This window comes from Acidovorax sp. BL-A-41-H1 (assembly GCF_051942715.1).
In genome coordinates, this window is record NZ_JBPVJQ010000007.1 from 1 (window position 1) to 23,168 (window position 23,168).

At 66.5% G+C, this 23,168-nt stretch carries 23 protein-coding genes and 1 pseudogene; 13 read left to right on the forward strand and 11 right to left on the reverse strand.

What is annotated here, in order from left to right; all coding sequences use genetic code 11:
* The 3 genes and pseudogenes from ACTPOI_RS21715 to ACTPOI_RS21725 form a co-directional block, all read left to right on the forward strand.
* Nucleotides 1-269, forward strand: a pseudogene (locus tag ACTPOI_RS21715) (penicillin-binding protein 1C); the annotation flags it as partial.
* Between the two features lie 131 nt (nucleotides 270-400).
* Nucleotides 401-2,635, forward strand: coding sequence for a diguanylate cyclase domain-containing protein (locus tag ACTPOI_RS21720; protein ID WP_440112741.1), 2,235 nt, complete (start codon nucleotides 401-403; stop codon nucleotides 2,633-2,635).
* A gap of 223 nt (nucleotides 2,636-2,858) precedes the next feature.
* Nucleotides 2,859-4,025, forward strand: a complete 1,167-nt coding sequence (locus tag ACTPOI_RS21725) for an alpha-hydroxy acid oxidase (protein WP_440112743.1) — start codon at nucleotides 2,859-2,861, stop codon at nucleotides 4,023-4,025.
* Between the two features lie 15 nt (nucleotides 4,026-4,040).
* Here the strand turns inward: ACTPOI_RS21725 and ACTPOI_RS21730 are convergent, their stop codons facing one another.
* Nucleotides 4,041-4,391 (reverse strand): c-type cytochrome, encoded by a 351-nt coding sequence (locus tag ACTPOI_RS21730; protein ID WP_252657742.1) that lies wholly within the window; start codon nucleotides 4,389-4,391, stop codon nucleotides 4,041-4,043.
* 303 nt (nucleotides 4,392-4,694) lie between these two features.
* On the opposite strand from ACTPOI_RS21730, the gene ACTPOI_RS21735 reads away from it, so the two are divergent.
* The 5 genes from ACTPOI_RS21735 to ACTPOI_RS21755 all read left to right on the forward strand — a co-directional run bounded on the left by ACTPOI_RS21735 (nucleotide 4,695) and on the right by ACTPOI_RS21755 (nucleotide 8,395).
* A complete protein-coding gene (locus ACTPOI_RS21735; RefSeq protein WP_094285447.1) occupies nucleotides 4,695-5,270 on the forward strand; it encodes an RNA polymerase sigma factor in 576 nt (191 codons plus the stop codon).
* A 10-nt stretch (nucleotides 5,271-5,280) separates the two neighbouring features.
* On the forward strand, nucleotides 5,281-6,084 hold the full coding sequence (locus ACTPOI_RS21740; RefSeq protein ID WP_252657744.1) for an anti-sigma factor: 804 nt from the start codon (nucleotides 5,281-5,283) through the stop codon (nucleotides 6,082-6,084).
* A gap of 125 nt (nucleotides 6,085-6,209) precedes the next feature.
* On the forward strand, nucleotides 6,210-7,148 hold the full coding sequence (locus tag ACTPOI_RS21745) for a DUF3034 family protein (protein ID WP_440112746.1): 939 nt from the start codon (nucleotides 6,210-6,212) through the stop codon (nucleotides 7,146-7,148).
* A 14-nt stretch (nucleotides 7,149-7,162) separates the two neighbouring features.
* Nucleotides 7,163-7,633, forward strand: coding sequence for a group I truncated hemoglobin (locus ACTPOI_RS21750; protein ID WP_094285450.1), 471 nt, complete (start codon nucleotides 7,163-7,165; stop codon nucleotides 7,631-7,633).
* A gap of 6 nt (nucleotides 7,634-7,639) precedes the next feature.
* Nucleotides 7,640-8,395 (forward strand): cupredoxin domain-containing protein, encoded by a 756-nt coding sequence (locus tag ACTPOI_RS21755; protein WP_440112748.1) that lies wholly within the window; start codon nucleotides 7,640-7,642, stop codon nucleotides 8,393-8,395.
* A gap of 78 nt (nucleotides 8,396-8,473) precedes the next feature.
* Here ACTPOI_RS21755 and ACTPOI_RS21760 read toward each other — a convergent pair whose 3' ends face one another.
* The 8 genes from ACTPOI_RS21760 to ACTPOI_RS21795 all read right to left on the reverse strand — a co-directional run bounded on the left by ACTPOI_RS21760 (nucleotide 8,474) and on the right by ACTPOI_RS21795 (nucleotide 16,431).
* A complete protein-coding gene (locus tag ACTPOI_RS21760) occupies nucleotides 8,474-9,472 on the reverse strand; it encodes a c-type cytochrome (protein WP_440112750.1) in 999 nt (332 codons plus the stop codon).
* 172 nt (nucleotides 9,473-9,644) lie between these two features.
* The gene (locus ACTPOI_RS21765) at nucleotides 9,645-10,721 is read right to left on the reverse strand and encodes an ABC transporter substrate-binding protein (RefSeq protein WP_440112752.1); all 1,077 of its coding nucleotides are present in this window, start codon (nucleotides 10,719-10,721) and stop codon (nucleotides 9,645-9,647) included.
* A 48-nt stretch (nucleotides 10,722-10,769) separates the two neighbouring features.
* Nucleotides 10,770-11,942 carry an NAD(P)/FAD-dependent oxidoreductase gene (locus ACTPOI_RS21770; RefSeq protein ID WP_440112754.1) on the reverse strand — a complete coding sequence of 391 codons (1,173 nt, stop codon included), beginning with the start codon at nucleotides 11,940-11,942 and terminating at the stop codon, nucleotides 10,770-10,772.
* Entirely contained in the window at nucleotides 11,939-13,342 is a 1,404-nt protein-coding gene (locus ACTPOI_RS21775) for an FAD-dependent oxidoreductase (protein WP_440112756.1), read from the reverse strand. The genes ACTPOI_RS21770 and ACTPOI_RS21775 overlap by 4 nt, the downstream gene beginning before the upstream one ends.
* Nucleotides 13,339-13,635: a (2Fe-2S)-binding protein gene (locus tag ACTPOI_RS21780; protein WP_440112758.1), complete on the reverse strand. Its 297-nt coding sequence runs from the start codon at nucleotides 13,633-13,635 to the stop codon at nucleotides 13,339-13,341. Before ACTPOI_RS21780 ends, ACTPOI_RS21775 begins: the two co-directional genes overlap by 4 nt.
* Before the next feature lie 14 nt (nucleotides 13,636-13,649).
* Complete coding sequence (locus ACTPOI_RS21785) at nucleotides 13,650-14,444, reverse strand: ABC transporter permease (protein ID WP_440112760.1); 795 nt, start codon at nucleotides 14,442-14,444, stop codon at nucleotides 13,650-13,652.
* Between the two features lie 5 nt (nucleotides 14,445-14,449).
* The gene (locus ACTPOI_RS21790; RefSeq protein ID WP_440112762.1) at nucleotides 14,450-15,346 is read right to left on the reverse strand and encodes an ABC transporter permease; all 897 of its coding nucleotides are present in this window, start codon (nucleotides 15,344-15,346) and stop codon (nucleotides 14,450-14,452) included.
* Nucleotides 15,343-16,431, reverse strand: coding sequence for an ABC transporter ATP-binding protein (locus ACTPOI_RS21795; protein WP_440112764.1), 1,089 nt, complete (start codon nucleotides 16,429-16,431; stop codon nucleotides 15,343-15,345). Before ACTPOI_RS21795 ends, ACTPOI_RS21790 begins: the two co-directional genes overlap by 4 nt.
* Before the next feature lie 321 nt (nucleotides 16,432-16,752).
* On the opposite strand from ACTPOI_RS21795, the gene ACTPOI_RS21800 reads away from it, so the two are divergent.
* From ACTPOI_RS21800 to ACTPOI_RS21810, 3 genes are all read left to right on the forward strand, one after another.
* Nucleotides 16,753-17,613, forward strand: a complete 861-nt coding sequence (locus ACTPOI_RS21800; RefSeq protein ID WP_440112766.1) for an IclR family transcriptional regulator — start codon at nucleotides 16,753-16,755, stop codon at nucleotides 17,611-17,613.
* Between the two features lie 258 nt (nucleotides 17,614-17,871).
* Nucleotides 17,872-18,258 carry a TipAS antibiotic-recognition domain-containing protein gene (locus tag ACTPOI_RS21805; protein WP_440112768.1) on the forward strand — a complete coding sequence of 129 codons (387 nt, stop codon included), beginning with the start codon at nucleotides 17,872-17,874 and terminating at the stop codon, nucleotides 18,256-18,258.
* 15 nt (nucleotides 18,259-18,273) lie between these two features.
* Complete coding sequence (locus ACTPOI_RS21810; RefSeq protein ID WP_440112770.1) at nucleotides 18,274-18,918, forward strand: GNAT family N-acetyltransferase; 645 nt, start codon at nucleotides 18,274-18,276, stop codon at nucleotides 18,916-18,918.
* 9 nt (nucleotides 18,919-18,927) lie between these two features.
* Here ACTPOI_RS21810 and ACTPOI_RS21815 read toward each other — a convergent pair whose 3' ends face one another.
* Nucleotides 18,928-19,614: a DUF4336 domain-containing protein gene (locus ACTPOI_RS21815; RefSeq protein WP_440112772.1), complete on the reverse strand. Its 687-nt coding sequence runs from the start codon at nucleotides 19,612-19,614 to the stop codon at nucleotides 18,928-18,930.
* A gap of 252 nt (nucleotides 19,615-19,866) precedes the next feature.
* Here ACTPOI_RS21815 and ACTPOI_RS21820 point away from each other — a divergent pair, with 252 nt between their 5' ends.
* Nucleotides 19,867-20,253, forward strand: a complete 387-nt coding sequence (locus tag ACTPOI_RS21820; protein WP_440112774.1) for a hypothetical protein — start codon at nucleotides 19,867-19,869, stop codon at nucleotides 20,251-20,253.
* Between the two features lie 222 nt (nucleotides 20,254-20,475).
* Here the strand turns inward: ACTPOI_RS21820 and ACTPOI_RS21825 are convergent, their stop codons facing one another.
* Nucleotides 20,476-21,387, reverse strand: a complete 912-nt coding sequence (locus tag ACTPOI_RS21825) for a LysR family transcriptional regulator (RefSeq protein WP_440112776.1) — start codon at nucleotides 21,385-21,387, stop codon at nucleotides 20,476-20,478.
* Between the two features lie 244 nt (nucleotides 21,388-21,631).
* Here ACTPOI_RS21825 and amaB point away from each other — a divergent pair, with 244 nt between their 5' ends.
* Nucleotides 21,632-23,167 carry an L-piperidine-6-carboxylate dehydrogenase gene (amaB, locus tag ACTPOI_RS21830; RefSeq protein ID WP_440112778.1) on the forward strand — a complete coding sequence of 512 codons (1,536 nt, stop codon included), beginning with the start codon at nucleotides 21,632-21,634 and terminating at the stop codon, nucleotides 23,165-23,167.
* Nucleotide 23,168: the final 1 nt, after the last annotated feature.

Here is a 23,168-nt window from a genome sequence, read left to right on the forward strand (position 1 = left end):
CCGGCACCATCATTGCACTGGACCCGGACATCCCCCCCGCGCGCCAGCGCCTGCAGTTCACGGCCACGGGCGACGGGCTGCTCTGGCGCATGGACGGCAAGCCGCTGGGCCGGGGCCCGCGTGTGGCCTGGCTGCCCTGGCCGGGGCGGCATGTGGTGCAGATCACCGACGCGCGCGGGCAGGTGCTGGACGAGATCCGCATCGAGGTGCGCGGGGCGGGCGTGGCGGCGGGGGCTGTGGCGCCCCCGATAAGGGCTGCTGCGCATTGACGCGCCCAAAGCCGAGGAATACGGTGTGATTTACCCATTCAGCGTCCCAATACGGGTCGCCTAAAATGGTTACAAATTATTTCTATGCCCTTTTTGCGCCAGTTCTTTTCGCATCGCCTGATCTGGCTGCTGTGCTGGTCTCCCTGGGGATCGGTGTGCTGTTTGCACGTTCGATCTGGACCATCCGCCAGGACGAGTGGAACTACGCCGCGCAGACCAATGCCAATCTGGTGCAGACCCTGGAGCAGGGCCTGGGCTGGGTGCTCGAGTCGTTTGACAAATCCCTGGAGGGCGTGGCCCGCGAGGTGGCGCGCCCCGAGGTGTGGGACCTGCCCCCCGAGCTGCGCGCACGGGTGGTGTTCGACAACTCCTTGCGCTCCCGGGGCGCTGGGGATGTGCTGGTGCTCGACGCCCAGGGCAACATCGTGCTGGATTCGGGCTCGCTCACGCCGCGCAAGGCCAACCTGGCGGACCGAGACTACTTCCTGGCGTTCCAGAAGGACGGGCACCAGGGCCTGTACATCGGCAAGCCCGTGCCTTCGCGCATCACGGGGCTCAACATCCTGCCCCTGTCGCGGGCCTACTTCCATGCCGACGGCAGCTTTGCGGGCGTGGTGGTGGGGGCCGTGCGGCTGAGCTACTTCAATGAGCTCTTCGGTGCCCTGGACATGGGCCCCAGCAGTGGCGTGAACCTGTTCCGTAGTGACGGCGTGGTGATCTCGCGCTTCCCGTACGGCGACATGGACGTGGGCAAGACGATTGCCGGGTCGCCCAACATGCTGCGCTTTCAGAAGGAGGGCAATGGCTCCTTCGTGGGCACGGCGGCGCTCGATGGTGTCGAGCGCCTGTATTCCTTCCGGCAGGTGGGCGAGTTCCCGCTGATCATCAATGTGGCCCAGGCCACCAGCACCATCCTGGGCAAGTGGTACAGCAGCTCCCTGTGGCTGGGCGGTTTCGCGCTGCTGCTGATGGCCGCCTGCCTGGGGCTGGCCCTGCTGTTTGTGCGCGAGCTGACCCTGCGCCAGCAGGTGGCCGCCCGGCTCAGCGAGGCCGAGCACGATGTGCGCACCATCCTCAACAACATGCCGTCCATGATCGGCTACTGGGACGCGCATCTGCTCAACCGTTTTGCCAACAAGGCCCACTTCGAGTGGTTCGGCATCCAGCCCGAGCGGCTGCGCGGCATGCACTTCAGCGAGCTGGTGGGGCCCGAGCGTTTTGCCGTGAACAAGCCATTTCTGGACCGCGCCCTGCAGGGCGAGCCGCAGCTGTTCGAGAGCACCCTGCTCGATGTGCATGGCGTGTCGCGCCACATCATCGTCTCGTACGTGCCTGACACCGAAGCGGGTGCCGTGCGCGGCATTTTTGTGCAGACCACCGACATCTCCGAGCGCAAGCGCATGGAGGACGAGCTGTTTGACGAGAAAGAGCGCGTGCGCCTCACGCTGCAGTCGATTGGCGATGCCGTGGTCTGCTCGGACGCCCGGGGCTCGGTGACCTACCTCAACCCGGCGGCCGAGCGCCTGACCGGCTGGCAGGCTTTTGATGCGGCGGGCCACAACGTGGACGAGGTGGTGTGCCTGCGCAGCCCCGACAACGATGCGCTGCTGCCCAGCCCCCTGCGCACGGCCATCCAGCAAGCGGCCGTGATGGAGGCCGTGCGGGGCGTGGTGGAGCATCGGGGCAGCGGCCAGCGTTTTCAGGTGGAGGAAACCGCCAGCCCCATTACCGACCGCCATGGTGCCGTGAGGGGCGCGGTGGCCGTGCTGCGCGATGTGACCGAGGCCGTGGCCATGGCCGAGCGCATGGCGCACCTGGCGCAGTACGACGCACTCACCGACCTGCCCAACCGCGTGCTCCTGCACGACCGCGCCCAGCTGGCCATTGCCCAGGCGCGGCGCGATGGCAAGTCGCTGGCCGTGATGTACCTGGACCTGGATGGTTTCAAGGAGGTCAATGACCGCCTGGGCCACGATGTGGGCGATGTGCTGCTCGTGCAGTTTGCCCAGCGCCTGAAGGCCGCCGTGCGCGCATCCGACACCGTGTGCCGCCAGGGCGGCGACGAATTTGTGGTGCTGCTGCCCGGCCTGGACGGCGCCGAGCCCGCGCGGGGCGTGGCGCGCAAGATCCTCGCCTCGTGCGACGCGCCCTTCGAGCTGGCGGGCGAGCCTGTGCGCGTGGGGCTCAGCGGTGGCATTGCGCTGTTCCCGCAGCATGGCGACACTTTCGATGCGCTCTCGCGCCACGCCGACAGCGCCATGTACGCCGCCAAGCGCGGTGGCCGCATGCGCTTCATGCTCTACCGGGGCCCGGATGTGCAGCCCGAGGTGGTGCTGCCCGAAGTGGCGGTGGGCGCCGAGGGGTGAGGGGCGCGTAGTGGGTAGTGGTTGCGATTTGCTATCTATTTGGTAGCAACAAGCGCTTGTCCATTGGGCGGTAACGGCATTTTTTGCTTGATAAAGCGCCGCCGCTGTGCCACATCCCGGGCGCGGCGCTGAAAATTTGTTGCAGCCCCTCGAAATAATTTTGATGGCTGGCCGATGCCCCAGCGCCTACCATCTGGCGCAATTCCCACCCTGGAGAGCCTGCGTGCCTGACCTGTCCAAAATCACCTGCATCGAAGACCTGCGTGCCATCGCCCAGCGCCGCGTGCCGCGCATGTTCTATGACTACGCCGATTCAGGCTCGTACACCGAGGGCACCTACCGCGCCAACGAAAGCGACTTCCAGCGCATCAAGCTGCGCCAGCGCGTGGCCGTGAACATGGAAGGCCGCAGCACGCGCACCACCATGGTCGGCCAGGACGTGGCCATGCCCGTGGCCATTGCGCCCACCGGCCTCACCGGCATGCAGCACGCCGATGGCGAGATCCTGGGCGCCAAGGCAGCCAAGGCGTTTGGCATCCCGTTCACGCTCTCGACCATGAGCATCTGCTCCATCGAAGACATTGCCGAGCACACGAGCCGCCACCCGTTCTGGTTCCAGGTCTACGTGATGCGCGACCGCGACTTCATCGAGCGCCTGATCGACCGCGCCAAGGCCGCCAACTGCTCGGCGCTGCAGCTCACGCTGGATTTGCAGATCCTGGGCCAGCGCCACAAGGACATCAAGAACGGCCTGTCGGCCCCGCCCAAGCCCACCATCGCCAACCTGATCAACCTGGCCACCAAGCCGCGCTGGTGCCTGGGCATGCTGGGCACCAAGCGCCGCAGCTTCGGCAACATCGTGGGCCATGCCAAGGGCGTGGGCGACTTGTCGTCGCTGTCGTCGTGGACGGCCGAGCAGTTCGACCCGCAGCTCAACTGGGGCGATGTGGAATGGATCAAGAAGCGCTGGGGCGGCAAGCTGATCCTCAAAGGCATCATGGACGCCGAAGACGCGCGCCTGGCCGTCAACAGCGGTGCCGATGCGCTCATCGTCAGCAACCACGGCGGCCGCCAGCTCGACGGTGCGCCATCCTCCATCGCCGCGCTGCCCGGCATTGCGGCCGCGGTGGGCAAGAACATCGAAGTGTGGATGGACGGCGGCATCCGCAGCGGGCAGGACGTGCTCAAGGCCCGCGCGCTGGGAGCACAGGGCACGCTGATCGGGCGCAGCTTCCTGTACGGCCTGGGCGCTTTTGGCGAAGCCGGTGTGACCCGTGCGCTGCAGATCATCCAGAAGGAGCTGGACATCACCATGGCGTTCTGCGGCCACACCAACATCAACAACGTGGATTCGTCGATCCTGCTGCCGGGTACGTTCCCCACCGCCTGAACCGGGGGCAGGCTGTTACCGGGCGGCGGATTCCGGCGACGGCACGCGTTTGAGCGTGGCCAGGTAGGCCACCACGTCCTCGCGGTCGCGCGCCTGGTCGAGCTGGTAGTCCATGCCCTGGCCGGGAATCAGCGCCTCGGGGTCGCGCAGCCAGGCCTTGAGCGTGGCACGCGTCCACAGAATCCTGCTTGCGCTCAGCGCGGGCGAATAGTCAAAGTCCTTCAATGCCCCCGCGCGGCGCCCCACCACGCCCCGGTGCGCGGGGCCGTCGCCATGCTGGTCGGCGCTGTGGCAGCTGCTGCAGTGTGCGGCATACAGCGCGGCGCCACGCGCTACCGACTGGGCGGCTGCAGGGCTGTGGGCCATCCAAAGCAGGGTGGCTGCTATGGCAACACAATGAACAGGGGGCAGTGGGTGGTACAGGGGCATGGCGGGGAGCGACGGGTGGAAAGCGCCTTGAGCGCGAGCAGGCGAACCCTTGCAATACGGCCCCGCCAGCCATCTGGATTCATTCGGTCCTGCCCGGGGGGGCCGATCCGGGGGCACCGGTTTCCGGCGCCGGGTCGCTGTTTGTGCCCCTACTACATCCAAAGTGCCCGCTGTGGCGTATTCACCTACGGCAAAGCCCCGCAGGCGCTGCCGAACCGACCAATCCCAGAGAATGGGCGCATGAGCACCCTCCACCCAGACAGTGAACTGATGGACCTCCTTGACCGCATCGCCGCGCAGGACGATTCCGCGCTGAAAAGGCTGTACGAGCGCACCTCGTCACAGCTTTTTGGCCTGGCCTTGCGCATCGTCCGCAACCGGGACGCGGCCGAGGACGTGCTGCAGGAGGCGTTCTTGACCATCTGGCGCAGCGCGGGCAGCTACCGCGCGTCGCTCAGCCCGCCCATGGCCTGGATGGGCCTGATCGTGCGCAGCCGGGCGCTGGATGCCCTGCGCAAGCGCAGCTCCGACCGGGCCGATCTGATGAACGAGCTGGACGATGACATGGCGCAAACGCTGGAAGGCGACTCGCCCAACCCCATGGACGCCGCCGACGCCAGCGAGCAGGCCTTTGCCCTGCACCACTGCCTGGGCAAGCTGGAGAGCAAACAGCGCGAAGTGGTGAGCCTGGCCTACCTGCGCGACCAGAGCCACGGCGAGCTGGCCGAGCAGCTCAAGCTGCCGTTGGGCACCGTCAAGACCTGGATTCGCCGGGGGCTGGAGCAACTGCGTGCCTGCATGGCGCGCTATGCCTGAGGTCGTCGCCATGAACATCACCCAACACCCTGATCTGCTCGACCGCCTGGCCGCCAGCTACGCGCTGGGCACGCTGCGCGGTGGCGCCCGCCGCCGCTTCGAGACCCTGGCCCGCGAGCACGCCACCGTGCGCGCTGCGGCCCTGGTGTGGCAGACCCGCTGGTCGGGCCTGACCGAGCTGCAACCGCAGGTGGCGCCGTCGCCCGCTGTGTGGACGCGCATCGACAACCTGGTGCGGGCCGGCCAGCTGGAGCAGGCCATGTTGGCCGCCCGGCAGGCCGCCCCCGCACACACACCCGCGCCAGCCCCAGGCGGCTGGTGGCGCAACCTGCTGTTGTGGCGCGGTGCCGCCGCTGCCGGTGCCATCGCCACACTGGCGGCGGTGGTGGTGGGTGTGCAGGTCAACGGCGGCCTGCGCGCCACCACGGGCGCGCAGATTGCTGCCCTGCAGCAGCAACTGCAGGCCACGCCCCAGATCCAGTACGTGGCCGTGCTGGCCGACGACAAGGCCGCTGCCTCGATGCTCGTCACCTTCGATCCCAAAAACAACCAGCTGGTGCTGCAGCGCGTGGGGGGCTTCCAGGAGGGGGCGGACAAATCCCTGCAGCTGTGGGCGCTGCCGCCTGCGGGGGGGCCGCGTTCGCTGGGGGTGCTGGGGCAGGACAAACTGCTGACGCTGGTGGCGGGCGAGGCCGATGTGCGCCAGGTGCCAGCGCTCGCCATCAGCCTGGAGCCCAAGGGGGGCGTGCCCAGCGAGACAGGGCCCACCGGGCCGGTGCTGTTCAAGGGCGAGCTGATCCAGCGGATGCTGTGAGGGCCTGAGCCGCGGGTTGCAGCGGCTTTTCAACAATTTTTCGGGGTCCGTGAATCCGCTTTGGTCTCGGGGGCGTATGTAGAAGGCAACATCTTCTTACAACCGTCCATTCACTGGAGACTGCGATGAAACACAGGCCCCCACCCATCCTTCTTGCTGTGGCCGCGCTGGCCCTTGCCAGCGGCCCGGCCCGGGCCGATACCGGCAAGCTGCTGCTCACCGGCGGCGTCAGCACCGTCGCCGGATCGGCGGGTGGCGGGCTCACCCCCTGGGCCGTCATTGGCAGCAACGCCACCGAAGGCGAGATGGGTGTGAGTGCCCATGCCACCCGCGCCGCCACGCAGGACTATGGCCTGACCGGCTATGGCGTGGCGCTGGGCCTGCACGACCGCCTGGAGCTGTCGCTGGCGCGGCAGGACTTTGATGCCTCGCCCGCCATCGCGCTCAACGGCATTGCACCGTTTGGTGTCACGCCGGGCCAGCACATCAAGATGGATGTGCTGGGCATCAAGCTCAGGGTGGCGGGTGACGCCGTGCTCGACAGCGACAGCTGGATGCCGCAGATTGCGGTGGGGCTGGAGCACAAGCGGGTGCGCCCGGGCTCGATCGGGTCGGTGCTGGACTTTCTGGGCACCAAAACCAGCGGCACCGATGTGTATGTGAGTGCGACCAAACTGCTGCTGGCGCAGAGCGTGCTCGTCAACGGCACGCTGCGCTACACCAACGCCAACCAGAACGGCCTGCTGGGTTTTGGCTCGGCGGCCCCCGGCAAGAACAACCGCAGCCTGCAACCCGAGTTCTCGGTGGCGTACCTGGTCAGCAAGAACCTCGCGGTGGGCGCCGAGTACCGCTTCAAGCCCAACAACCTGCAGGCGCTGGGCGCCGCCGCAGGCCTGGGCGCCGCGCTGCGCGAGGACGACTGGAAGGACATCTTTGTGGCCTGGGCGCCCAGCAAGAACATGTCGCTCACGCTGGCCTATGTGGACCTGGGCCGCATCGTGCCCGGCATCACCAACAACCGCCGCCAGACCGGGTACTACCTGTCGGCCCAAGTCGCATTCTGAGCGAGGAGATTGTCATGACGCACCACCGTACCCTCATCGCCCTTGCCATCGCCACTGCCATTGCTATGGGGGGCTTGCTGGCCCCGCCCGCGTTTGCCCAGGGCACCGCCGCCATGGCCACGGCCCCTGCAGGCCTGTACCAGGCGCTGGGCGAGAAACCCGGCATCACCCGCCTGATGGACGACTTTGTGAACCGTGTGGTCAAAGACCCACGGATTGGCGGCCACTTCAAGGATGTCAAACCCGCTGCCCTCAAGGAGAGCCTGACCGACCAGATCTGCCAGCTCAGTGGCGGCCCTTGCAAATATGAAGGCGCTGACATGAAATCAGCCCATGCCGACATGGACATCAACAAGGGCCACTTCAACGCCCTGGTCGAGGTGCTGCAAAGCGCCATGGATGCCCAGGGCATACCCTTCGCCCAGCAAAACCGCTTGCTGGCCCTGCTGGCGCCCATGCACCGGGACGTGATCACCATTCGTTGAACCACCATGAGAAATACTCTTGTTTTGATAGCTATCAGCGCTTTGTGGACAGGCGCTAGCGCCGGAAATGTCCAGATCCAGGTGCTGGACCGCGAAGGCAAGCCCGTGCCCGACGCCGTGGTGGTGATCTACCCCGGCAATACAGCGGGTACGCCGCCCAGCCTGCTGCAGGCCAGCCCCACCATCGAGCAGGAAAAAATGCGCTTTGTGCCTGCGGTGACGGTGGTGTCTGCAGGCACCACGGTGCGCTTTACCAACCAGGACCGGTGGGACCACCATGTGCGCGGCAATCCCACCGGCGTGGCCCCGGCCGCCGCGCCCGGTGCAGCAGCCAGCACCAATTTCGAGTTGCGCCTGGCGGGCAAGACCGATGGCAAGCCCGCCAATTTCGCCGATGTGAAGCTCGACGCGCCCGGTGTGGTGCTGCTGGGCTGCCACCTGCACGGCTCCATGCGCGGCCATGTGTTTGTGACGGACTCGGCCTGGTCGCTCAAGACCGACAACGACGGGATTGCGCGCTTCCCCTCCGTGCCCGACGGCGCCGCCCAGGTGCGCGTGTGGCACGCCGAACAGCTGGTGGACCTGCCGCGCAAGGCCCTGAACGTGGTGCCCGGCCCGGTGCTCGACACCGTGCAGCTCAGCGTGGTGCCCCGCGTGCGCCGCACCCCACCGGCCACCCCCGGCAACACCCCGGGCGGGCCCATGGGGGCATACAGCCAGGCGCCAACACAAGGCGCACACGCCCACCACCGCGGGAGCTGACCCACCACCACGGAGGGTGGTCCACCGGGCGGTGGGTCAGCGGGCAGCTGTCTCGTTCGGGGTTTGCCCGCTCGCGGTTCAACCCGGCAGCTTGAGCCCACCTGCGCCCGAGGGCACAGTGTTGGCGCTGCTCTTGGTGCCCTGGGCCGAGGGCAGGGGGTTGGCACCACCCACCTCCTGCTTCACGCTGCCGACCGGGGCATTCAAGTAGAGGTACAGCGCCTGTGCATCCACATCGCTGAGCTGGCCCAGCGACTCGAAGGGCATCACCTGGATGGGCGTGCCATCGGGCCGCTTGCCGGTGCGCAGCATGGCCACAAAGCTGTTGGCGTTGGGGTAGCGCGCCAGGGCGCTGTCGGCGCTGCGGGAGCCGGGGCGGATGTCGGAGGCCGCAGGCCAGTCGGGTGGGCCGCCGGGGATCTTGCCGCCCGACAGGTCTGCACCATGGCAGCCAATGCACATGTTGGCCACGTACTGGCCGTTGGCCAGCGTCACGCCCGCCGGCACTGGGCGTGAGGGCGCCAGCTGGTGGTCGATGCGCGCAGCCGCGTCAGGGATCACGCCCAGGCCGTACAGCACCCAGGCGGGGCGGGGCAGATCGACCACCGCCTGCTGCGTGCTCTCCTGGGGCGGCAACTGGCGCACATACGACACGAGTGCGTTCAGGTCTTCATTGGTGAGGCGGTTGTAGTCTTCGCTGGGCATCACCATCACGGGGCGGCCGTTGGGCTTGACGCCATGGCGGATCACGCTGTTCCAGTCTTCGGGCTGGTAGCGGCCCACCACGCCCGCAGACGTGATGTTGGGCCCGGCGATGCGCGTACCCTTGCCATCGTTCACAAACTCGCGGCCCGTGCCCTGGGCACCATGGCAGTCGGTGCAGCCGCGCGATGCATACAGGTAGCGGCCACGCTCGATGGTCTGCGCATCGGTGGTGTAGGCCACGGGGCGCGGCTTGATGTCGATGTAGCGGTTGCGCCGCTGTTCGGCCAGGTACAGGCCGCTGGCGGCGGTGGCGGCCACGATCATGCCCAGCAGCATTGCGCCGCCTGCAGTCCATTTGATCCAGCGTTTCATGGTGGTATCCCTCTTCTTCGATTCGACGACCCAATTGCCGTGTTCAGGCGGCGGATTCTGAATTCGAAGCAGCGGTTTGGCGCACCCCCAGGCCGCAGCGCGTGGCGGGGCCGGTGACATTTGTCACAAACGGCCCGCCGGTGTGAGCAGACGTTGCCTGCTCACACCCCTCTCAGCGCTCGATGGTCTTGTTCCAGCGCGTGTTCCAGGCGGGGCGGTTCGCGTTCACGCTGTCCCAGTCCAGCGTCACGGCGTTTTTCATCCACTGGCTGATCTTGGCCACCTGCTCGGCGCCTTCACCCACGGCCGGTGCCTTGGGGTTGGTGGGGATCTGCGCGCCAAACTGCAGCACATTGGCCTGGGCCAGCGGGCTCAGCAAAAACTCGGCAAGTTTTTGTGCCAGCTCGGGTTCGCTGTTCTTGGCGATCACGCACTGGCCGGTCATCAGCACCACCGAGCCCTCCTTGGGCTGTGCGTATTCCACCGGGATGCCCTTGGATTTGAGTGCGGCCACGGCCGTGGGCGTGAGGGGGAACAGCGCGGCCTCACCCGTTTGCACCATCTCGGAGATCTTGGCCGAGCTGGGGATGTACTCCAGCACGTTGGGGCCGATGGTCTTGGCCCAGTTGTTGAAGCCCGGCTCCACGTTCTTGTCGTTGCCACCCTGGATGCGGTTGAACATCAGGAAGCCGTGCAGGCCGAACGACGACGAAGGCATGGACTGGAACACCACCTTGCCCTTGTACTTGGGGTCGGCAAAGTCCATCCACGAGGTGGGCGCGGCCCAGCCCTTTTCCGCAAACATCTTGGTGTTGTAGGCAATGCCGGTCATGCCCAGGCTCACGCCGCTGGCCAGGTCGTCCTTGAAACGGGCTGCGGGGTAGATGTCGTTCAGGTGTGGGTTGGGCTTTTGCTTTTCGCACAGGCCCATGCCCATGGCGCGCACCATGATGCCGTCGTCCAGGAACATCACATGCATCTGCGGCTTGTCCTTGTTGGCCTGGGCCTTGGCCAGGATGTCTGACGAGGTGCCGGGCACCACCACCACGCGCGCGCCGTGCAGCTTTTCAAACGCCGGGAACACGTACTGCGTATACGCCTTCTCCATGGTGCCGCCGTTCATGCCGATGTACAGCGTCTTGGTTTGTGCCACGGCGCTGCCGCTGGCGGCCAGGGCCGTGGCAGCAGCCGCTGCGGCCAGCAGGCCACGGCGCAGGGAAACAACGTTCGAGCAGAAAGCGAAGTTCATGGTGATTGCCTTTCAGGTGGGTCAGGGGGAAATACAAGATCGGCTGGCTCAGTGGGCCTGCACTGGGGTTGTCGGGGTGTTGTGAGCGGCGGGCACAAGTGGTTCGTCGAAACGTGCGAGAGAAAACGCGTCGATGGGTGTGCTGGTCTGCCCGTCACGCGCCAGTTCGGCCAGCACCTCGCCCACGGCAGGGCCAATCTGAAAGCCCGCGCCTGCGAAGCCAAAGCCGTGGATCAGGCCAGGTGTGGTGCGGCTTTGGCACAGCACGGGCTGGCGGTCGGGCAGGTAGCCCTCGGTGCCGCTCCAGGTGCGGATGAAATGCGCGTGCTTGAGCGCGGGCAGCAGTTCGATGGCCTGCTGCGTGAGCGATGCAATCGCGCCGCGCTCGGAGCGCGCGCGGTCAGCATCCAGCCAGAAGCCCGAGCCGCCGCCCAGTACCAGGTTGCCGCGCGCCACCTGGCGGCAGTAGATGCCACCACCCTCCACGCCCAGGCTCCATTGCATGAAGTAGGGCAGGGGCTCGGTGACCATCATGGCCGGGTGGCCCGAGCGCAGCGGCACGGCCTCGCCAAATTGCGCAGCCAGGGCACCCGCCCAGGCGCCTGCGCAGTTGAGCACCACGGGCGCCTGCACCTGCAGCGCGGTGCCCGATTGCAGTGTGAACTGCTGGCCACCATGTTCGATGCGCGTGAGGGGCGAGCGCTCAAAGATTTGTGCGCCCGCGCGTTGGGCGGCCAGCGCGAAGGCGGGCGACACCAGGCGCGGGTTGGCTTGCCCGTCGTCGGCGCACAGCGAACCGCCCACGGCCTTGCCACCCAGCCACGGGCATTGCGCACGCAGGCGTTCGCCAGAGATCAGCGAGATTCCCAGGTCAAAGTCGCGGCTCAGGTCTGCGTAGTGCTCCAGCGATGCCAAGTCCGCCTCGCTGCGCGCGATCTTGAAATGCCCGGTGCGCTGGTATTCGCCGTCGGTGCCGATCAGCTCGGGCAGCCGCGCCCAGATCTGGTGGGCGCGCTGCGCCAGCGGCAGCTGGCTCAAAGGCCGGCCCTGGCGGCGCACACCGCCGTAGTTCACGCCGCTGGAGCGCGAGCCACACAGGTCGCGCTCCAGCAGCACCACGTCCACGCCCTTGCGGCGCAACGCCAAGGCTGCTGATGCGCCCACGATGCCGCCGCCCACGATGGCGACGTCGGTTTTGACAATGCGGGTGGTGCTGCTCATGCGGAGGCTCCCGCATCTGCTGAGGGCCGCGTCTGCAGGTGGATCGGTATCGGCTTGATGGGCGCCTGCCCGCGCAGGCGGCCTACCAGCTCCACAGGTTTGCCGGTGGCCTGGGCCAGGATCTCGGCGGCGGCCACGCCGCAGCTGCGGCCCTGGCAGCGGCCCATGCCCACACGGGTGAGCGCCTTCAGCCGGTTGATCTCGTCGGCGCCGGTGTTGCGCACGCAGGCGCGCAGCTCGCCCGCCGTGATGTTCTCGCAGCGGCACACCACCAGCGCATCGGGCGCGTGCGCGGCCCAGTCGGTAGGGAAGGGAAAGGCGCGCTCCAGCCCTTGGCGAAACTTCATCAGATGGGTGAGCTGGCCCTGCAGCGCCAGCATGCGTGCGGTGTCCACGGCCACGCCGTGGTCCTGCAGCAGCGCCAGCGCCGCCAGTTCGCCCGCCCACTCCGCTGCATCGGCACCCATGATGCCCGCGCCGTCGCCCGCCAGATACACACCCGGCACGCTGCTGCGGCCTTCGGCATCCCGCTCGGGCAGGTGGGCACGGTGCAGGGGGGCCCAGGCAAAGCGGCAGCCCAGCAGGTCGGCCAGCTGGGTCTCGGAGCGCAGTGCGTAGCCAAAGCCCACGGCGTCGCAGGCCAGCGTGTGCTCGCGCCCGGCGCTATCGGCCCACACCACACCTGCCACGCGCTGGTCGCCCAACACGCGCACGGGGCGGATGCCGCTGTGGATTGGGATGCCGTGCGTGCGCAGCCAGGCCACGTAGTACACACCTTTGGCAAAAACCGCAGGCTGCGTGAGCATGGCGGGCACGGCGGCCAATTGGTCGGTGAGCCGCGCGGTGTCGAGCACTGCAGCAACGCTGGCTCCGGCCTTGGCGTATTGGTAGGCCACCAGGTAGAGCAGCGGGCCCGTGCCCATCAGCACCACACGGCTGCCAATCGCACAGCCCTGGAACTTGAGCGCCACCTGCGCGCCGCCTAGCGTGTACACGCCCGGCAGCGTCCAGCCCGGGATGGGCAGCACCCGGTCGGTGGCGCCGCTGGCAACGATGAGCTGGCGATAGGGCACGGTGCGCGTGGTTTGCGTGGGGCCGTGCAGAACGTCCAGCAGGCCGCCCTGGGCGTTCCACACCAGGCTGTCGGGCCGGTAGTCGATCTGGGCCTGCAGGCCATCGAGCGTGTTGTGCACGGCGGTAGCGCGCGCGGCCTCGGTGCCATACAGCGTGGCTGCGGCGCGTGTGAAATGTGCGGGTGGTCGGCGATAGATCTGCCCGCCGCCGCGCGCGGCTTCGTCGATCAGCACGGGACGCACGCTGTGGGCGGCCAGCGTCTGCGCGGCGCGGATTCCGGCAGGGCCTGCGCCCACGATCACGGGTTGCAAGGTGGGGGGCGTCATGCCGGTCCTCCGGTCGTGAGGTCCATGCCCTCCGTCACGAAGGTGGTGCAGGCACGCAGCCGGTCGCCACTTGCCGCCATCACCCAGCAGTCCTGGCAAGCGCCCATCAAACAGAAGCCTGCGCGGGGCTCGTGGCTGAATTCATTGCGGCGCAGCTGCGCGCGCTGGGTCAGGATGGCGGTCAGCACCGTGTCGCCCTGCAGTGCGGTGGCGGGTTGGCCGTCGATGGTGAAGTGCACGGGCGCGCGGCTTTTTTCGGCCACGCGGTGCAGCAAAGGTGGGCAGGAACTCATGGTTTCAAGCGGCATCATTTCCGTCCGACCAAGACGCGGTCGAGCCCGTAGACGCGGTCCAGCAGCACCATGGCAAAGGCCGTGACTGCCACCATCAGCGCTGACACGGCAGCCATCAGCGGGTCGATGGATTCGGTGGCATACATGTACATGCGAACCGGCAGCGTCACCGTGCTGGGCGAGGTGACAAAGATCGACATGGTCACTTCGTCAAAGCTGTTGATGAAGGCCAGCATCCACCCGCCTGTGACGCCGGGCAGGATCATCGGTAGCGTGATGCGTGTGAACACCGTGGCCTGGCTCGCGCCCAGTGACAGGGCGGCATGCTCGGCACTGCGGTCAAACCCCACCAGCGCCGCCACCACCAGCCGCAGCGTGTAGGGCGTGACGATGAGCGCATGCGCAAACACCAGCCAGCCAAAGCTGCCCGTGCCGCCGATCAGCGCAAACAGTCGCAGCAGGGCCACGCCCAGCACCAGATGCGGAATGATGAGTGGCGACAAAAACAAGCCGTTGAGGAAGCCGCGCCCCGGAAAGTCGTAGCGCGTGATCGCAATGCCCGCAGGCACCGCCAGCACCGTGGCCAAGGTGGCCGATGCCAGCGCCAGCCACAGGCTGTTCCAGAAAGACTGAACGAAATCCGAATGTTCGAACACCGCCTTGAACCAGCGCAGCGAGAACTCGGTGGTGGGCAGGGTCAGCGTGTTGTGCGGCGTGAAGGCCACTATGCACACCACCAGCAAGGGGGCGAGCATGAAGGCGATGACGAGCGCGTTGAACGCGAGGGCGAGGGGGCCGTTCTTCTGCATCTTGGTTATCCCAAAGATTTCTTGTAGCGGCCTTCGACCAGCCGGTTGTAGCTCAGCATGACAACGAGGTTGGCCACCAGCAGCGTGAGCGCGATGGCGGCGCCCAGCGGCCAGTTCAGCTCATGCAGGTACTCGTCGTACACCACCGTGGCCACCATCTTCAGCCGCCGCCCGCCCAGCAGGCCGGGGATGGCAAACGAGCTGGCTGCCAGGCCGAACACGATGAGGCTGCCGGACAGGATGCCGGGCAGCACCTGCGGAAACACAATGCGCCGCAGCGTGGTGAAGGGCGTGGCCTGCAGCGACAGGGCGGCGTTCTCCACGCCCGGGTCCAGCTTCTGCAGCGAGGTCCACACGGGGATCACCATGAAGGGCAGCATCACATGCACCAGTGCAATCACCACTGCAATCTCGGTGTAGAGCATCTTCACCGGGCCGATGCCCACCAGGCCAAAGGCCGCGTTCACCAACCCTTCAGGGCCCAGCAGCATGCTCCAGCCAAAGGCGCGCACCACCACCGACACCAGTAGCGGCGCCAGCACCACCAGCAGCAAAATGGAGCGCCACGGGTTGCGCATGCGGCTGAGCACATAGGCCTCGGGCGCGCCGATGGTCACGCAGATCAGCGTGACCAGCCCGGCGATCCAGAACGTGCGCCAGAAGATCGCGTGGTAGTACGAATCGGCAAACACATGGCCGTAGTGCTCCAGCGTGAACTCGCCCGCCTTCACGCCCGTGGCCGGGTCAAAGGCGTTGAACGAGAGCACGGCCGTGAGGCCCAGCGGCACCAGCAGCAGCACGGTGAACAGCAGCAGCGCCGGGCCAGACAGCCACCAGGGCATGGCCTTCTTGCCCAGCAGCGGGTGGGGCGCTGCAGCCGTTGTTGTTGCAGCGCTTGTCATGGCGTGGCCTCGGCGTCGGCCATGGCAGCTTCATCGGCGGGAAGCAGGCGCATGGAGTGGTCGGGCCAGTCCAGGCCCGTGCGCTCGCCTTCGTCAAGCGCGCTGCGGCCGTCGTTGGGCGCCAGCACCATCAGGTCGCCCATGGCCGTGCCCACGCGGTACAGCCACTGGCTGCCCAGAAAGAAACGCTCGCGCACTTCGCCGTCGATACGGCCCTGCACTGCGGGCACCAGTTGCAGCTTTTCGGGGCGCACGCTCAGCAGCACGGCAGCACCGGCGCGGAACTGCGCGCCTTCCACGCGCACCTCGATGGGCCCGGCGCCCACATGGGTGTGTGTGGCATTGGCTGTGGTCACCTGGCCCGGCACCAGGTTGGCCTTGCCCACAAAGGTGGAAATGAAGCGCGTGCGCGGGTGTTCGTACACCCGGTGCGGGTGGTCGATCTGCGTGGCGCGGCCCGCCTCCATCACCACCACGCGGTCGCTGATGGACATGGCCTCGCTCTGGTCGTGCGTGACCATCACCGTGGTGGTGCCCACCTTGCGCTGGATCTGGCGCAGCTCGAACTGCATCTCCTCGCGCAGCTTGGCGTCGAGGTTGGACAGGGGCTCGTCCAGCAGCAGCACGGGTGGCTCGATCACCAGCGCACGGGCGAGGGCCACGCGCTGGCGCTGCCCGCCCGACAGCTCACGCGGGTAGCGGCCTGCGTGTTTTTCCAGGTGCACCAGGCCCAGGGCCTGGGCCACGCGCTCCTTGCGCTCGGCCTTGGGCACCTTGCGCATCTCCAGGCCAAAGCTCACGTTGTCGGCCACCGTCATGTGCGGGAAGAGCGCGTAGCTCTGGAACACGATGCCCAGCCCGCGCGTGTTGGCCTTGGCGTGGGTGATGTCGCGCCCGGCCAGTGCGATGCGGCCGCTGCTCACCGCCTCGAAGCCCGCCACCATCTGCAAGGTGGTGGTCTTGCCGCAGCCCGAGGGGCCGAGCAGGGAGACGAACTCGCCTTTTTCCACCGAAAGGTTCATGGACTGCACCGCACAGGTGCTGCCATAGAACTTGGTCACATCCGTGAGCTGGAGGAAGGACATGCGTGGGCCTTTCTTTCTGCCTGTTTGTCTATCGATCTGTTCTTGCGGGGCCAGCCGCCCGTCTTCTGCAAAAAAGCGCGGGCCACTGCGGTGTATCGGAACGCCGGGCGCCTTGTATTCCAGTGCGTGGGGCCGGGTGCACCGCTGTGGTGCGCCTGCTTGCATGAAATAGAACGTAACCGGCTTTGTTAATTCACTCTATTGCAATATGCGAACCAGGTTGAGTCGGGTATTCCATTAATCAGAATTATTCTTCAATTTATTCCGATGAATGGAATATTAAGATTAGAATACAAGCCATCTATTCCGCAGGAGTGACGCATGGAAGCAGCATCCGCAGGCACGGGCGGCGTATCCCGGGTCTTTGCCCTCATCCGCGCCCTGGTGGCCGTGCAGGCCGAGGGCGGCCGAGTCACCCAATTGGCGCGTGCCATTGGCCTGACGCAGGGCACCACGCACCGTTTGCTGCAATCGCTGGTTGCCGAGGGCATGGTCGAGCAGGATGAGCGCAGCAAGCTCTACCGCCTGTCCACCGAGTTCTTTGCACTGGCCGCCAAGGCGGGTAACCCCGGCGACCTGCGCAGCATCTGCCGGCCCGCGCTGCTGCGCCTGAGCGCCAGCCTGGGCGACAGCATCTTCCTCTTGGTGCGCAGCGGGTTCGACGCGATCTGCCTGGACCGCAGCGAAGGGCCGTTTCCCATCCGCTCGTTCACCGGCGACATCGGCGGCCGCGTGGCGCTGGGGGTGGGGCAGGGCGCGCTGTCCATCCTCGCCTTCCTGCCCGAGGCCGAGCGTGAAGAGGTCATCCGCTTCAACCTTTCACGTGTGCGCGAGTACGGCGTGTACGACGAGGTCTACCTGCGCACCGAGATCGAGCGTGTGCGCCAGACCGGCTATGCGGCGCGCAACACCGGCCTGCTCGAAGGCATGGCTGGCGTGGGCGTGCCCGTGCTCGACCGCGAAGGCCGCGCCGTGGCCGCGCTGAGCGTGGGCACCATCTCTGCCCGCCTCAACGAGGACCGCCTGCCCACGGTGGTGGAGCTGCTCAAGCGCGAAGCGGCCGCCATCGGCCCGCGCATCCACCCCTTCGACGCCACCCTGCGCCGCCCCGCACAAAGCCTGGCCGGGCAGCCGTCCGAGCAACTGCTGGCGCCGCCCGGCGCCGCCAACCCTTCGGTGTGAGGGCGCGTGCGTGCTGCATCTGACGTGCGTTTTACTGCGGTGATGGATGGGATGTGACCTGCTGTTCCATTGCGCAGACTGCCCGCCCAGCCGCCACACAAAAGCGCCAACGCCGTGAGGTGTGGTGCCGATAAAACGCTGCACTACCAAGGTGGCTTCGCGTCGCTATAGTCCGCGCTTTCCTGTGCGCAGGCAGCTCCACCCGCAGGTGGAGCACATTGCGGCACTGCCATCCTTGCATCGAGCCAACGCGACACCATGAGCCTGCAGCAAACCACCCCCGAATACCTCGACCAATGCCGCGCCGCACAGCGTGCCGAACAAGAGCGATCCCTGGCCACCACCGACAACTGGGCGCATGTGGACAAACCGAAGGTGCATGCCGACTTCGACGCCTTCTACAAAGAGCTGGCGCCGCTGATCGACGCCAATGCCCCCGAGTCCGAGGCGATTCAGGCGCTGATGGACAAGCACTTTGCCATCGTTGCGCGGTTCTACGTGCCATCGCGCGATGCTTATGTGGGCACCGCGCTGTTCTATGCCGACAACGCCGATATGAAGGCGTTTCACAACACCTACCACCCGCGCATGGTGGAGTTTCTGGGCGACGCCGCGTACACCTACGCGTTGCAGAACCTGCAATAGCGCTCTTTGGCTGCCATGCAACCACACCCCACTCCCGCGCTGCCCCTCACCAGCAGCGCCCTGGAACCTTTTCCGCCTGTGTGCGGCGCACTGGCCGAAGCGCTGAAGGACGACGCGTTCTACCAGGCAGTCACCATCGACCATGTGGGCGACCCCGCTCTGCGGCACCGCGTGTTGGCCCACTACTTTGTGCTGGCGCTGGACGAAGCCCGCGCGGTGGGTGAGGTGCATCTGGCCGGTGATGATGGCGCGGCCCTGTGGCTCACCCCCGATGCCCCAGCCAGCCACCGCGCCTTGCACAGCGAGCGCCGTACCCAGGCGCTGTCGCGCCTGCTCGGGCCCGCCGGGTTCGGCCACTACCAGCACATCGGCACCACCATGGAGGCGCAGGTGCCCGCCGACCTGCACGGCGCGTGGTACCTCTCCATCCTGGGCGTGCGCCCAGTTGCGCAGGGCCAGGGGCTGGCGCAGCGGCTGCTGCAGCCAACGCTGGCGCGCGCAGACCACGCGCGTGCCACCTGCTATCTGGAGACCTTCAACCCGCTCAGCCTGCCGTTTTACCGGCGCCTGGGGTTTGTGCGTGTGGTCGGGTGTTTGGAGCCCGTCTCTGGTCGCCCCTACTGGCTGATGGCGCGCGAGGCCGTGCAGTCGCAGTCCTGACGCCTGCGGTCAGAACACCGCCAGCGCCCGGGCCACCTGCGCGCGCGCATCGGTGTCGATGATGCAGTTGTGGGCCACCACCACCCGCGCAAAGGGCCAGCGCAGCAAGCGCTCAGCACTGCGGGCCGCCGCAGCCCGGTCCCGCACCAGCGCGCGCACCGTGAGCGGCACGGCGAGCTCGCTGCGCACTCCGGTCAGCGTGGCATACACCCGTGTGGACCAGGGCAGATCGCCCGCCATCCACTGCAGCAGGTCCGTCACGACGAGCGTGGCTGACGGCCGGTGAAACCACACCGATTCATTGCCCGCCGGAATGCCCTCGAAGGCAAAGTGCTCCAGGTCCGGCAGCCATTCAGGCAGGTCGCTCGCAGGCAGCACGCGCAATGTTGCGGCCAGATCTGGCCGTTTTTGCGCCAGCCCTTGCGGGCCGTACACCACCGCGCCCGGGAAGGCTGCGGCAGCGGGAGCCAGAAACAGGTGGTGCATCTTGTTGGGCGCCACGATAAAGGCCACGCTGCCGAGGTCTTGCACCTGGCGCAACAACGTGCTGCCGGGCGGCATCGGAATGGGCGAGTGGATCAAAAGCTTGCGCCCTGGCAGCTGCACCACCGTCATGCGCGTGGGGATGGGAAGGCCGTTGGCCTTGAAGGCGTGGGTGGCGTGCCAGAGGTGGGTGTCGAGGGGTTCAAGTTGCATGGCGCGGGATGGTGCCCGGGCGAGGAGGTGGGGTCTTGAACGAAATCGACATGGGGCGGAGTTCTGCTTTGGGCCCTGAGCTGCCGTTCAGCACCCCCTTCCAAAAGCAGTCATTGTTTCAAAACAGATTGATCGGCGCTCTACACATTAAGTCGGGGGAATCAGTTCAACCAAAGGGGCGCTATAAATGCAATCTCATCTTGCATTGCATTCAACCCTGGTCAGCCGAACTCAATCGTTATGACTCGTGACATGCCACGCCGCTATCTCAGCTCCGGCGAAGCACATGCTGCGCTTCGCCGTGGTAAGGCCATCGAAGTGTTTCTCGGCGCGTGTTCACGCTCAGACTGTCACGGCATTCGCTGGGTGCAGATTCGAGGTTTGCCAAATGGGTGCGAACTTCATCTTTATGAGACGGCGGACCTTGGGTCAAAAGACTACACGGACTTGTATGAGTTTGGTCCGTTAGACCCAGAACTTGAGCAGTACGAGGCAAATGAGGTGCTGACCTTTTCGAGTTTTGAAGAGTGCTTAAAAACACTCGAAACTCGCTGGCCTGGCGCCCCATCGCGATTGACGAATGAGTTCGTGGTTCAGGACGAGTACGCCGACTATCTGCGGCGAGGTCGCGATGTCTAACCTGCAGCTTAATCGTTGAGCGTCCGCTTCCACCTGCCACCACCGACTGCTCCTGGCCGTTAGCTGCCGCACAAGCTCCCGGTATGGGCATGAAGTATCAGGTGTTTTGTGTCAATCTTGATGAGCTGTGGCCGCTTTGCAATATGGCGCTATAGGCCATTTTGATTCCAGCCTCATTCTCTTGGCGATACGCCCCGGTCGCCTGGTATGAGCGCTCGGCCCTCACTCTTGCCGTTGCCCCGCACACTCCCCCACCACCCAATCCCTGAACGCCTTGACCAGCGGCGTCTGCGCCCGTGCCTCCGGGTACACCAGGTAGTACGCATCGGTGCTCGTCAGCACTTGGTCTGACAGCTCCACCAAACTCCCGGCCGCCAGCTCTTGCTCAATCAAAAAGCGCGGCAGCAGCGCCGCCCCCAGGTGGGAGACCGCAGCCTGCGCAATCATGGCGAAGTGTTCGGACTGCGGGCCGCGCAGCGCCAGTGCCGTGGGCACGCCCACCAGCTCAAACCACTCGGCCCACTGTGTGGGGCGGGTGCTTTGCTGCAGCAGTACCACGCGGGTCAAATCCTGTGGGGTGCGGATGCCGTGGCGGTCGCGGTAGGTGGGGCTGCACACGGGCACGGTTTCTTCGTGCATCAGGTATTCGCACACGGCGCCCGCCCAGTGCGGGGTGCCGAAGTGGATGGCGGCATCGAACGGCGTGCCCGCAAAGTCAAAGGGCTCGGTGCGGGCCGAGAAGTTGACCATGGCCTCGGGGTGCAGCGCCATGAAGCCGCCCAGGCGCGGGATGAGCCAGCGGGTGCCCAGCGTGGGCAGCACGGCCAGGTTGAGCAGGCCGTCGGTGCTGGAGAACGCCATGGCTTTCTGCGTGCTGGCCGACAGCTGCTGCAACACGTTTTGCACGTCGGCCGCATAGACACGGCCCGCGTCGGTGAGCACCACACGCTGGCGCACGCGGTGGAAGAGGGCGGTGCCAATCTGATCTTCCAGCTGGCGGATCTGGCGCGACACCGCGCTTTGGGTGAGGTGCAGCTCTTCGGCCGCGCGCGACACGCTCTGGTGCCGGGCTGCGGCCTCAAAGGCCAGCAGGTCGGCGGTGGAGGGCAGGAAGGCGCGGCGCAGCAGGGTCATACTGGGTTATGCATTGGGGGAATGATGATGGGTGCCAAAAATTGAGCTTTTTGAGCCCCTGCCGCGCTTTGGGTATGGGGTAGCAGTCCTGATATTTTCAGGCACTTCATTCTGATTTGTGATCAAGTGGTTCCATTTTTTTGCTATCCAGCGTGGCCCGATTGGCGGATATTGGCGCATTCATTGCGTGTGTTTTCCCACGCTGTTTCCCTTTCTCTGCCTCCACCCACGCTAGCGAGCCGCCATGTCCGCCACCCCTGCCGCCACACCCCTTGTGTCCGAAGTCGATCAACTGCTGCAACGCCTGGGCGTGCCCCGCGCTGCGTACACCGGCGGCACGCTGGCGGCCCGTTCGCCCATCACGGGCGAGGTGCTGGCCCAGGTGCCGCAGCAAAGTGCGGCCGATGCCACGGCCGCCATCGGCCGCGCGCATGCGGCTTTCCAGGCATGGCGCAATGTGCCCGCGCCGCGCCGGGGCGAGCTGGTGCGCCTGCTGGGCGAAGAGCTGCGCGCTGCCAAGGCCGACCTGGGCCTGCTGGTGACCATCGAGGCGGGCAAGATCCCGTCCGAAGGCCTGGGCGAGGTGCAGGAGATGATCGACATCTGCGACTTTGCCGTGGGCCTGTCGCGCCAGCTGTACGGCCTGACGATTGCCACCGAGCGCCCTGGCCACCGCATGATGGAAACCTGGCACCCGCTGGGCGTGTGCGGCGTGATCTCGGCCTTCAACTTCCCCGTGGCCGTGTGGTCGTGGAATGCGGCGCTGGCACTGGTGTGCGGTGATTCGGTGGTGTGGAAGCCGTCGGAGAAAACGCCGCTCACGGCTCTGGCCACGCACGCGATTGCGCAGCGCGCCATCGCACGCTTTGGCGCCGATGCACCCGAAGGCCTGCTGGAGCTGATCGTGGGCCAGCGCGACATTGGCGAGGTGCTGGTGGATGATGCCCGCGTGCCGGTGTTGTCGGCCACGGGCTCCACCGCCATGGGCCGCGCCGTGGGCCCGCGCCTGGCAGCGCGTTTTGCGCGCGGCATCTTGGAGCTGGGCGGCAACAACGCCGCCATCGTGGCGCCTACGGCGGACCTGAACCTGGCACTGCGCGGCATCGCGTTTGCCGCCATGGGCACGGCCGGTCAGCGCTGTACCACGCTGCGCCGCCTGTTTGTGCACGAAAGCATTTACGACCAGCTGGTGCCCCAGCTTGCCAAGGTGTACGCCAACGTGCAGGTGGGCGACCCGCGCACCGCTGGCACGCTGGTGGGCCCGCTGATCGACCGCATGGCCTTTGACGGCATGCAAAAGGCGCTGGAGCAAAGCCGCGCGCTGGGCGCCACGGTGCATGGCGGTGGCCGTGTGGAAGGCGTGGGCGGTGCGGATGCGTATTACGTGCGCCCTGCGCTGGTCGAGCTGCAAAAACACGAAGGCCCCGCGCTGCACGAAACCTTTGCGCCCATCCTGTACGTGGTGCGCTACAGCAGCATTGATGAAGCCATCGCCATGAACAACGCCGTGGGCGCGGGCCTGTCGTCGTCGATCTTCACACTCAACGTGCGCGAGGCCGAGTTGTTCATGTCGGCCGCAGGTTCGGACTGCGGCATTGCCAACGTGAACATCGGCCCCAGCGGCGCCGAAATTGGCGGCGCGTTTGGCGGCGAGAAGGAAACGGGCGGTGGCCGCGAGGCGGGATCGGACAGCTGGAAGGCCTACATGCGCCGTGCGACAAACACCATCAACTACTCCACCGCACTGCCGCTGGCGCAGGGCGTGACGTTCGACGTGTAAG

Bases quoted from the DNA above. Each gene is read 5' to 3' on its own strand.
- ACTPOI_RS21730 (WP_252657742.1), bottom strand. From the start codon at position 4,391: ATGGCCCACAGCCCTGCAGCCGCCCAGTCGGTAGCGCGTGGCGCCGCG.
- ACTPOI_RS21735 (WP_094285447.1), top strand. From the start codon at position 4,695: ATGAGCACCCTCCACCCAGACAGTGAACTGATGGACCTCCTTGACCGC.
- ACTPOI_RS21740 (WP_252657744.1), top strand. From the start codon at position 5,281: ATGAACATCACCCAACACCCTGATCTGCTCGACCGCCTGGCCGCCAGC.
- ACTPOI_RS21745 (WP_440112746.1), top strand. From the start codon at position 6,210: ATGAAACACAGGCCCCCACCCATCCTTCTTGCTGTGGCCGCGCTGGCC.
- ACTPOI_RS21750 (WP_094285450.1), top strand. From the start codon at position 7,163: ATGACGCACCACCGTACCCTCATCGCCCTTGCCATCGCCACTGCCATT.
- ACTPOI_RS21755 (WP_440112748.1), top strand. From the start codon at position 7,640: ATGAGAAATACTCTTGTTTTGATAGCTATCAGCGCTTTGTGGACAGGC.
- ACTPOI_RS21760 (WP_440112750.1), bottom strand. From the start codon at position 9,472: ATGAAACGCTGGATCAAATGGACTGCAGGCGGCGCAATGCTGCTGGGC.
- ACTPOI_RS21765 (WP_440112752.1), bottom strand. From the start codon at position 10,721: ATGAACTTCGCTTTCTGCTCGAACGTTGTTTCCCTGCGCCGTGGCCTG.
- ACTPOI_RS21770 (WP_440112754.1), bottom strand. From the start codon at position 11,942: ATGAGCAGCACCACCCGCATTGTCAAAACCGACGTCGCCATCGTGGGC.
- ACTPOI_RS21775 (WP_440112756.1), bottom strand. From the start codon at position 13,342: ATGACGCCCCCCACCTTGCAACCCGTGATCGTGGGCGCAGGCCCTGCC.
- ACTPOI_RS21780 (WP_440112758.1), bottom strand. From the start codon at position 13,635: ATGAGTTCCTGCCCACCTTTGCTGCACCGCGTGGCCGAAAAAAGCCGC.
- ACTPOI_RS21785 (WP_440112760.1), bottom strand. From the start codon at position 14,444: ATGCAGAAGAACGGCCCCCTCGCCCTCGCGTTCAACGCGCTCGTCATC.
- ACTPOI_RS21790 (WP_440112762.1), bottom strand. From the start codon at position 15,346: ATGACAAGCGCTGCAACAACAACGGCTGCAGCGCCCCACCCGCTGCTG.
- ACTPOI_RS21795 (WP_440112764.1), bottom strand. From the start codon at position 16,431: ATGTCCTTCCTCCAGCTCACGGATGTGACCAAGTTCTATGGCAGCACC.
- ACTPOI_RS21800 (WP_440112766.1), top strand. From the start codon at position 16,753: ATGGAAGCAGCATCCGCAGGCACGGGCGGCGTATCCCGGGTCTTTGCC.
- ACTPOI_RS21805 (WP_440112768.1), top strand. From the start codon at position 17,872: ATGAGCCTGCAGCAAACCACCCCCGAATACCTCGACCAATGCCGCGCC.
- ACTPOI_RS21810 (WP_440112770.1), top strand. From the start codon at position 18,274: ATGCAACCACACCCCACTCCCGCGCTGCCCCTCACCAGCAGCGCCCTG.
- ACTPOI_RS21815 (WP_440112772.1), bottom strand. From the start codon at position 19,614: ATGCAACTTGAACCCCTCGACACCCACCTCTGGCACGCCACCCACGCC.
- ACTPOI_RS21820 (WP_440112774.1), top strand. From the start codon at position 19,867: ATGCCACGCCGCTATCTCAGCTCCGGCGAAGCACATGCTGCGCTTCGC.
- ACTPOI_RS21825 (WP_440112776.1), bottom strand. From the start codon at position 21,387: ATGACCCTGCTGCGCCGCGCCTTCCTGCCCTCCACCGCCGACCTGCTG.
- amaB (WP_440112778.1), top strand. From the start codon at position 21,632: ATGTCCGCCACCCCTGCCGCCACACCCCTTGTGTCCGAAGTCGATCAA.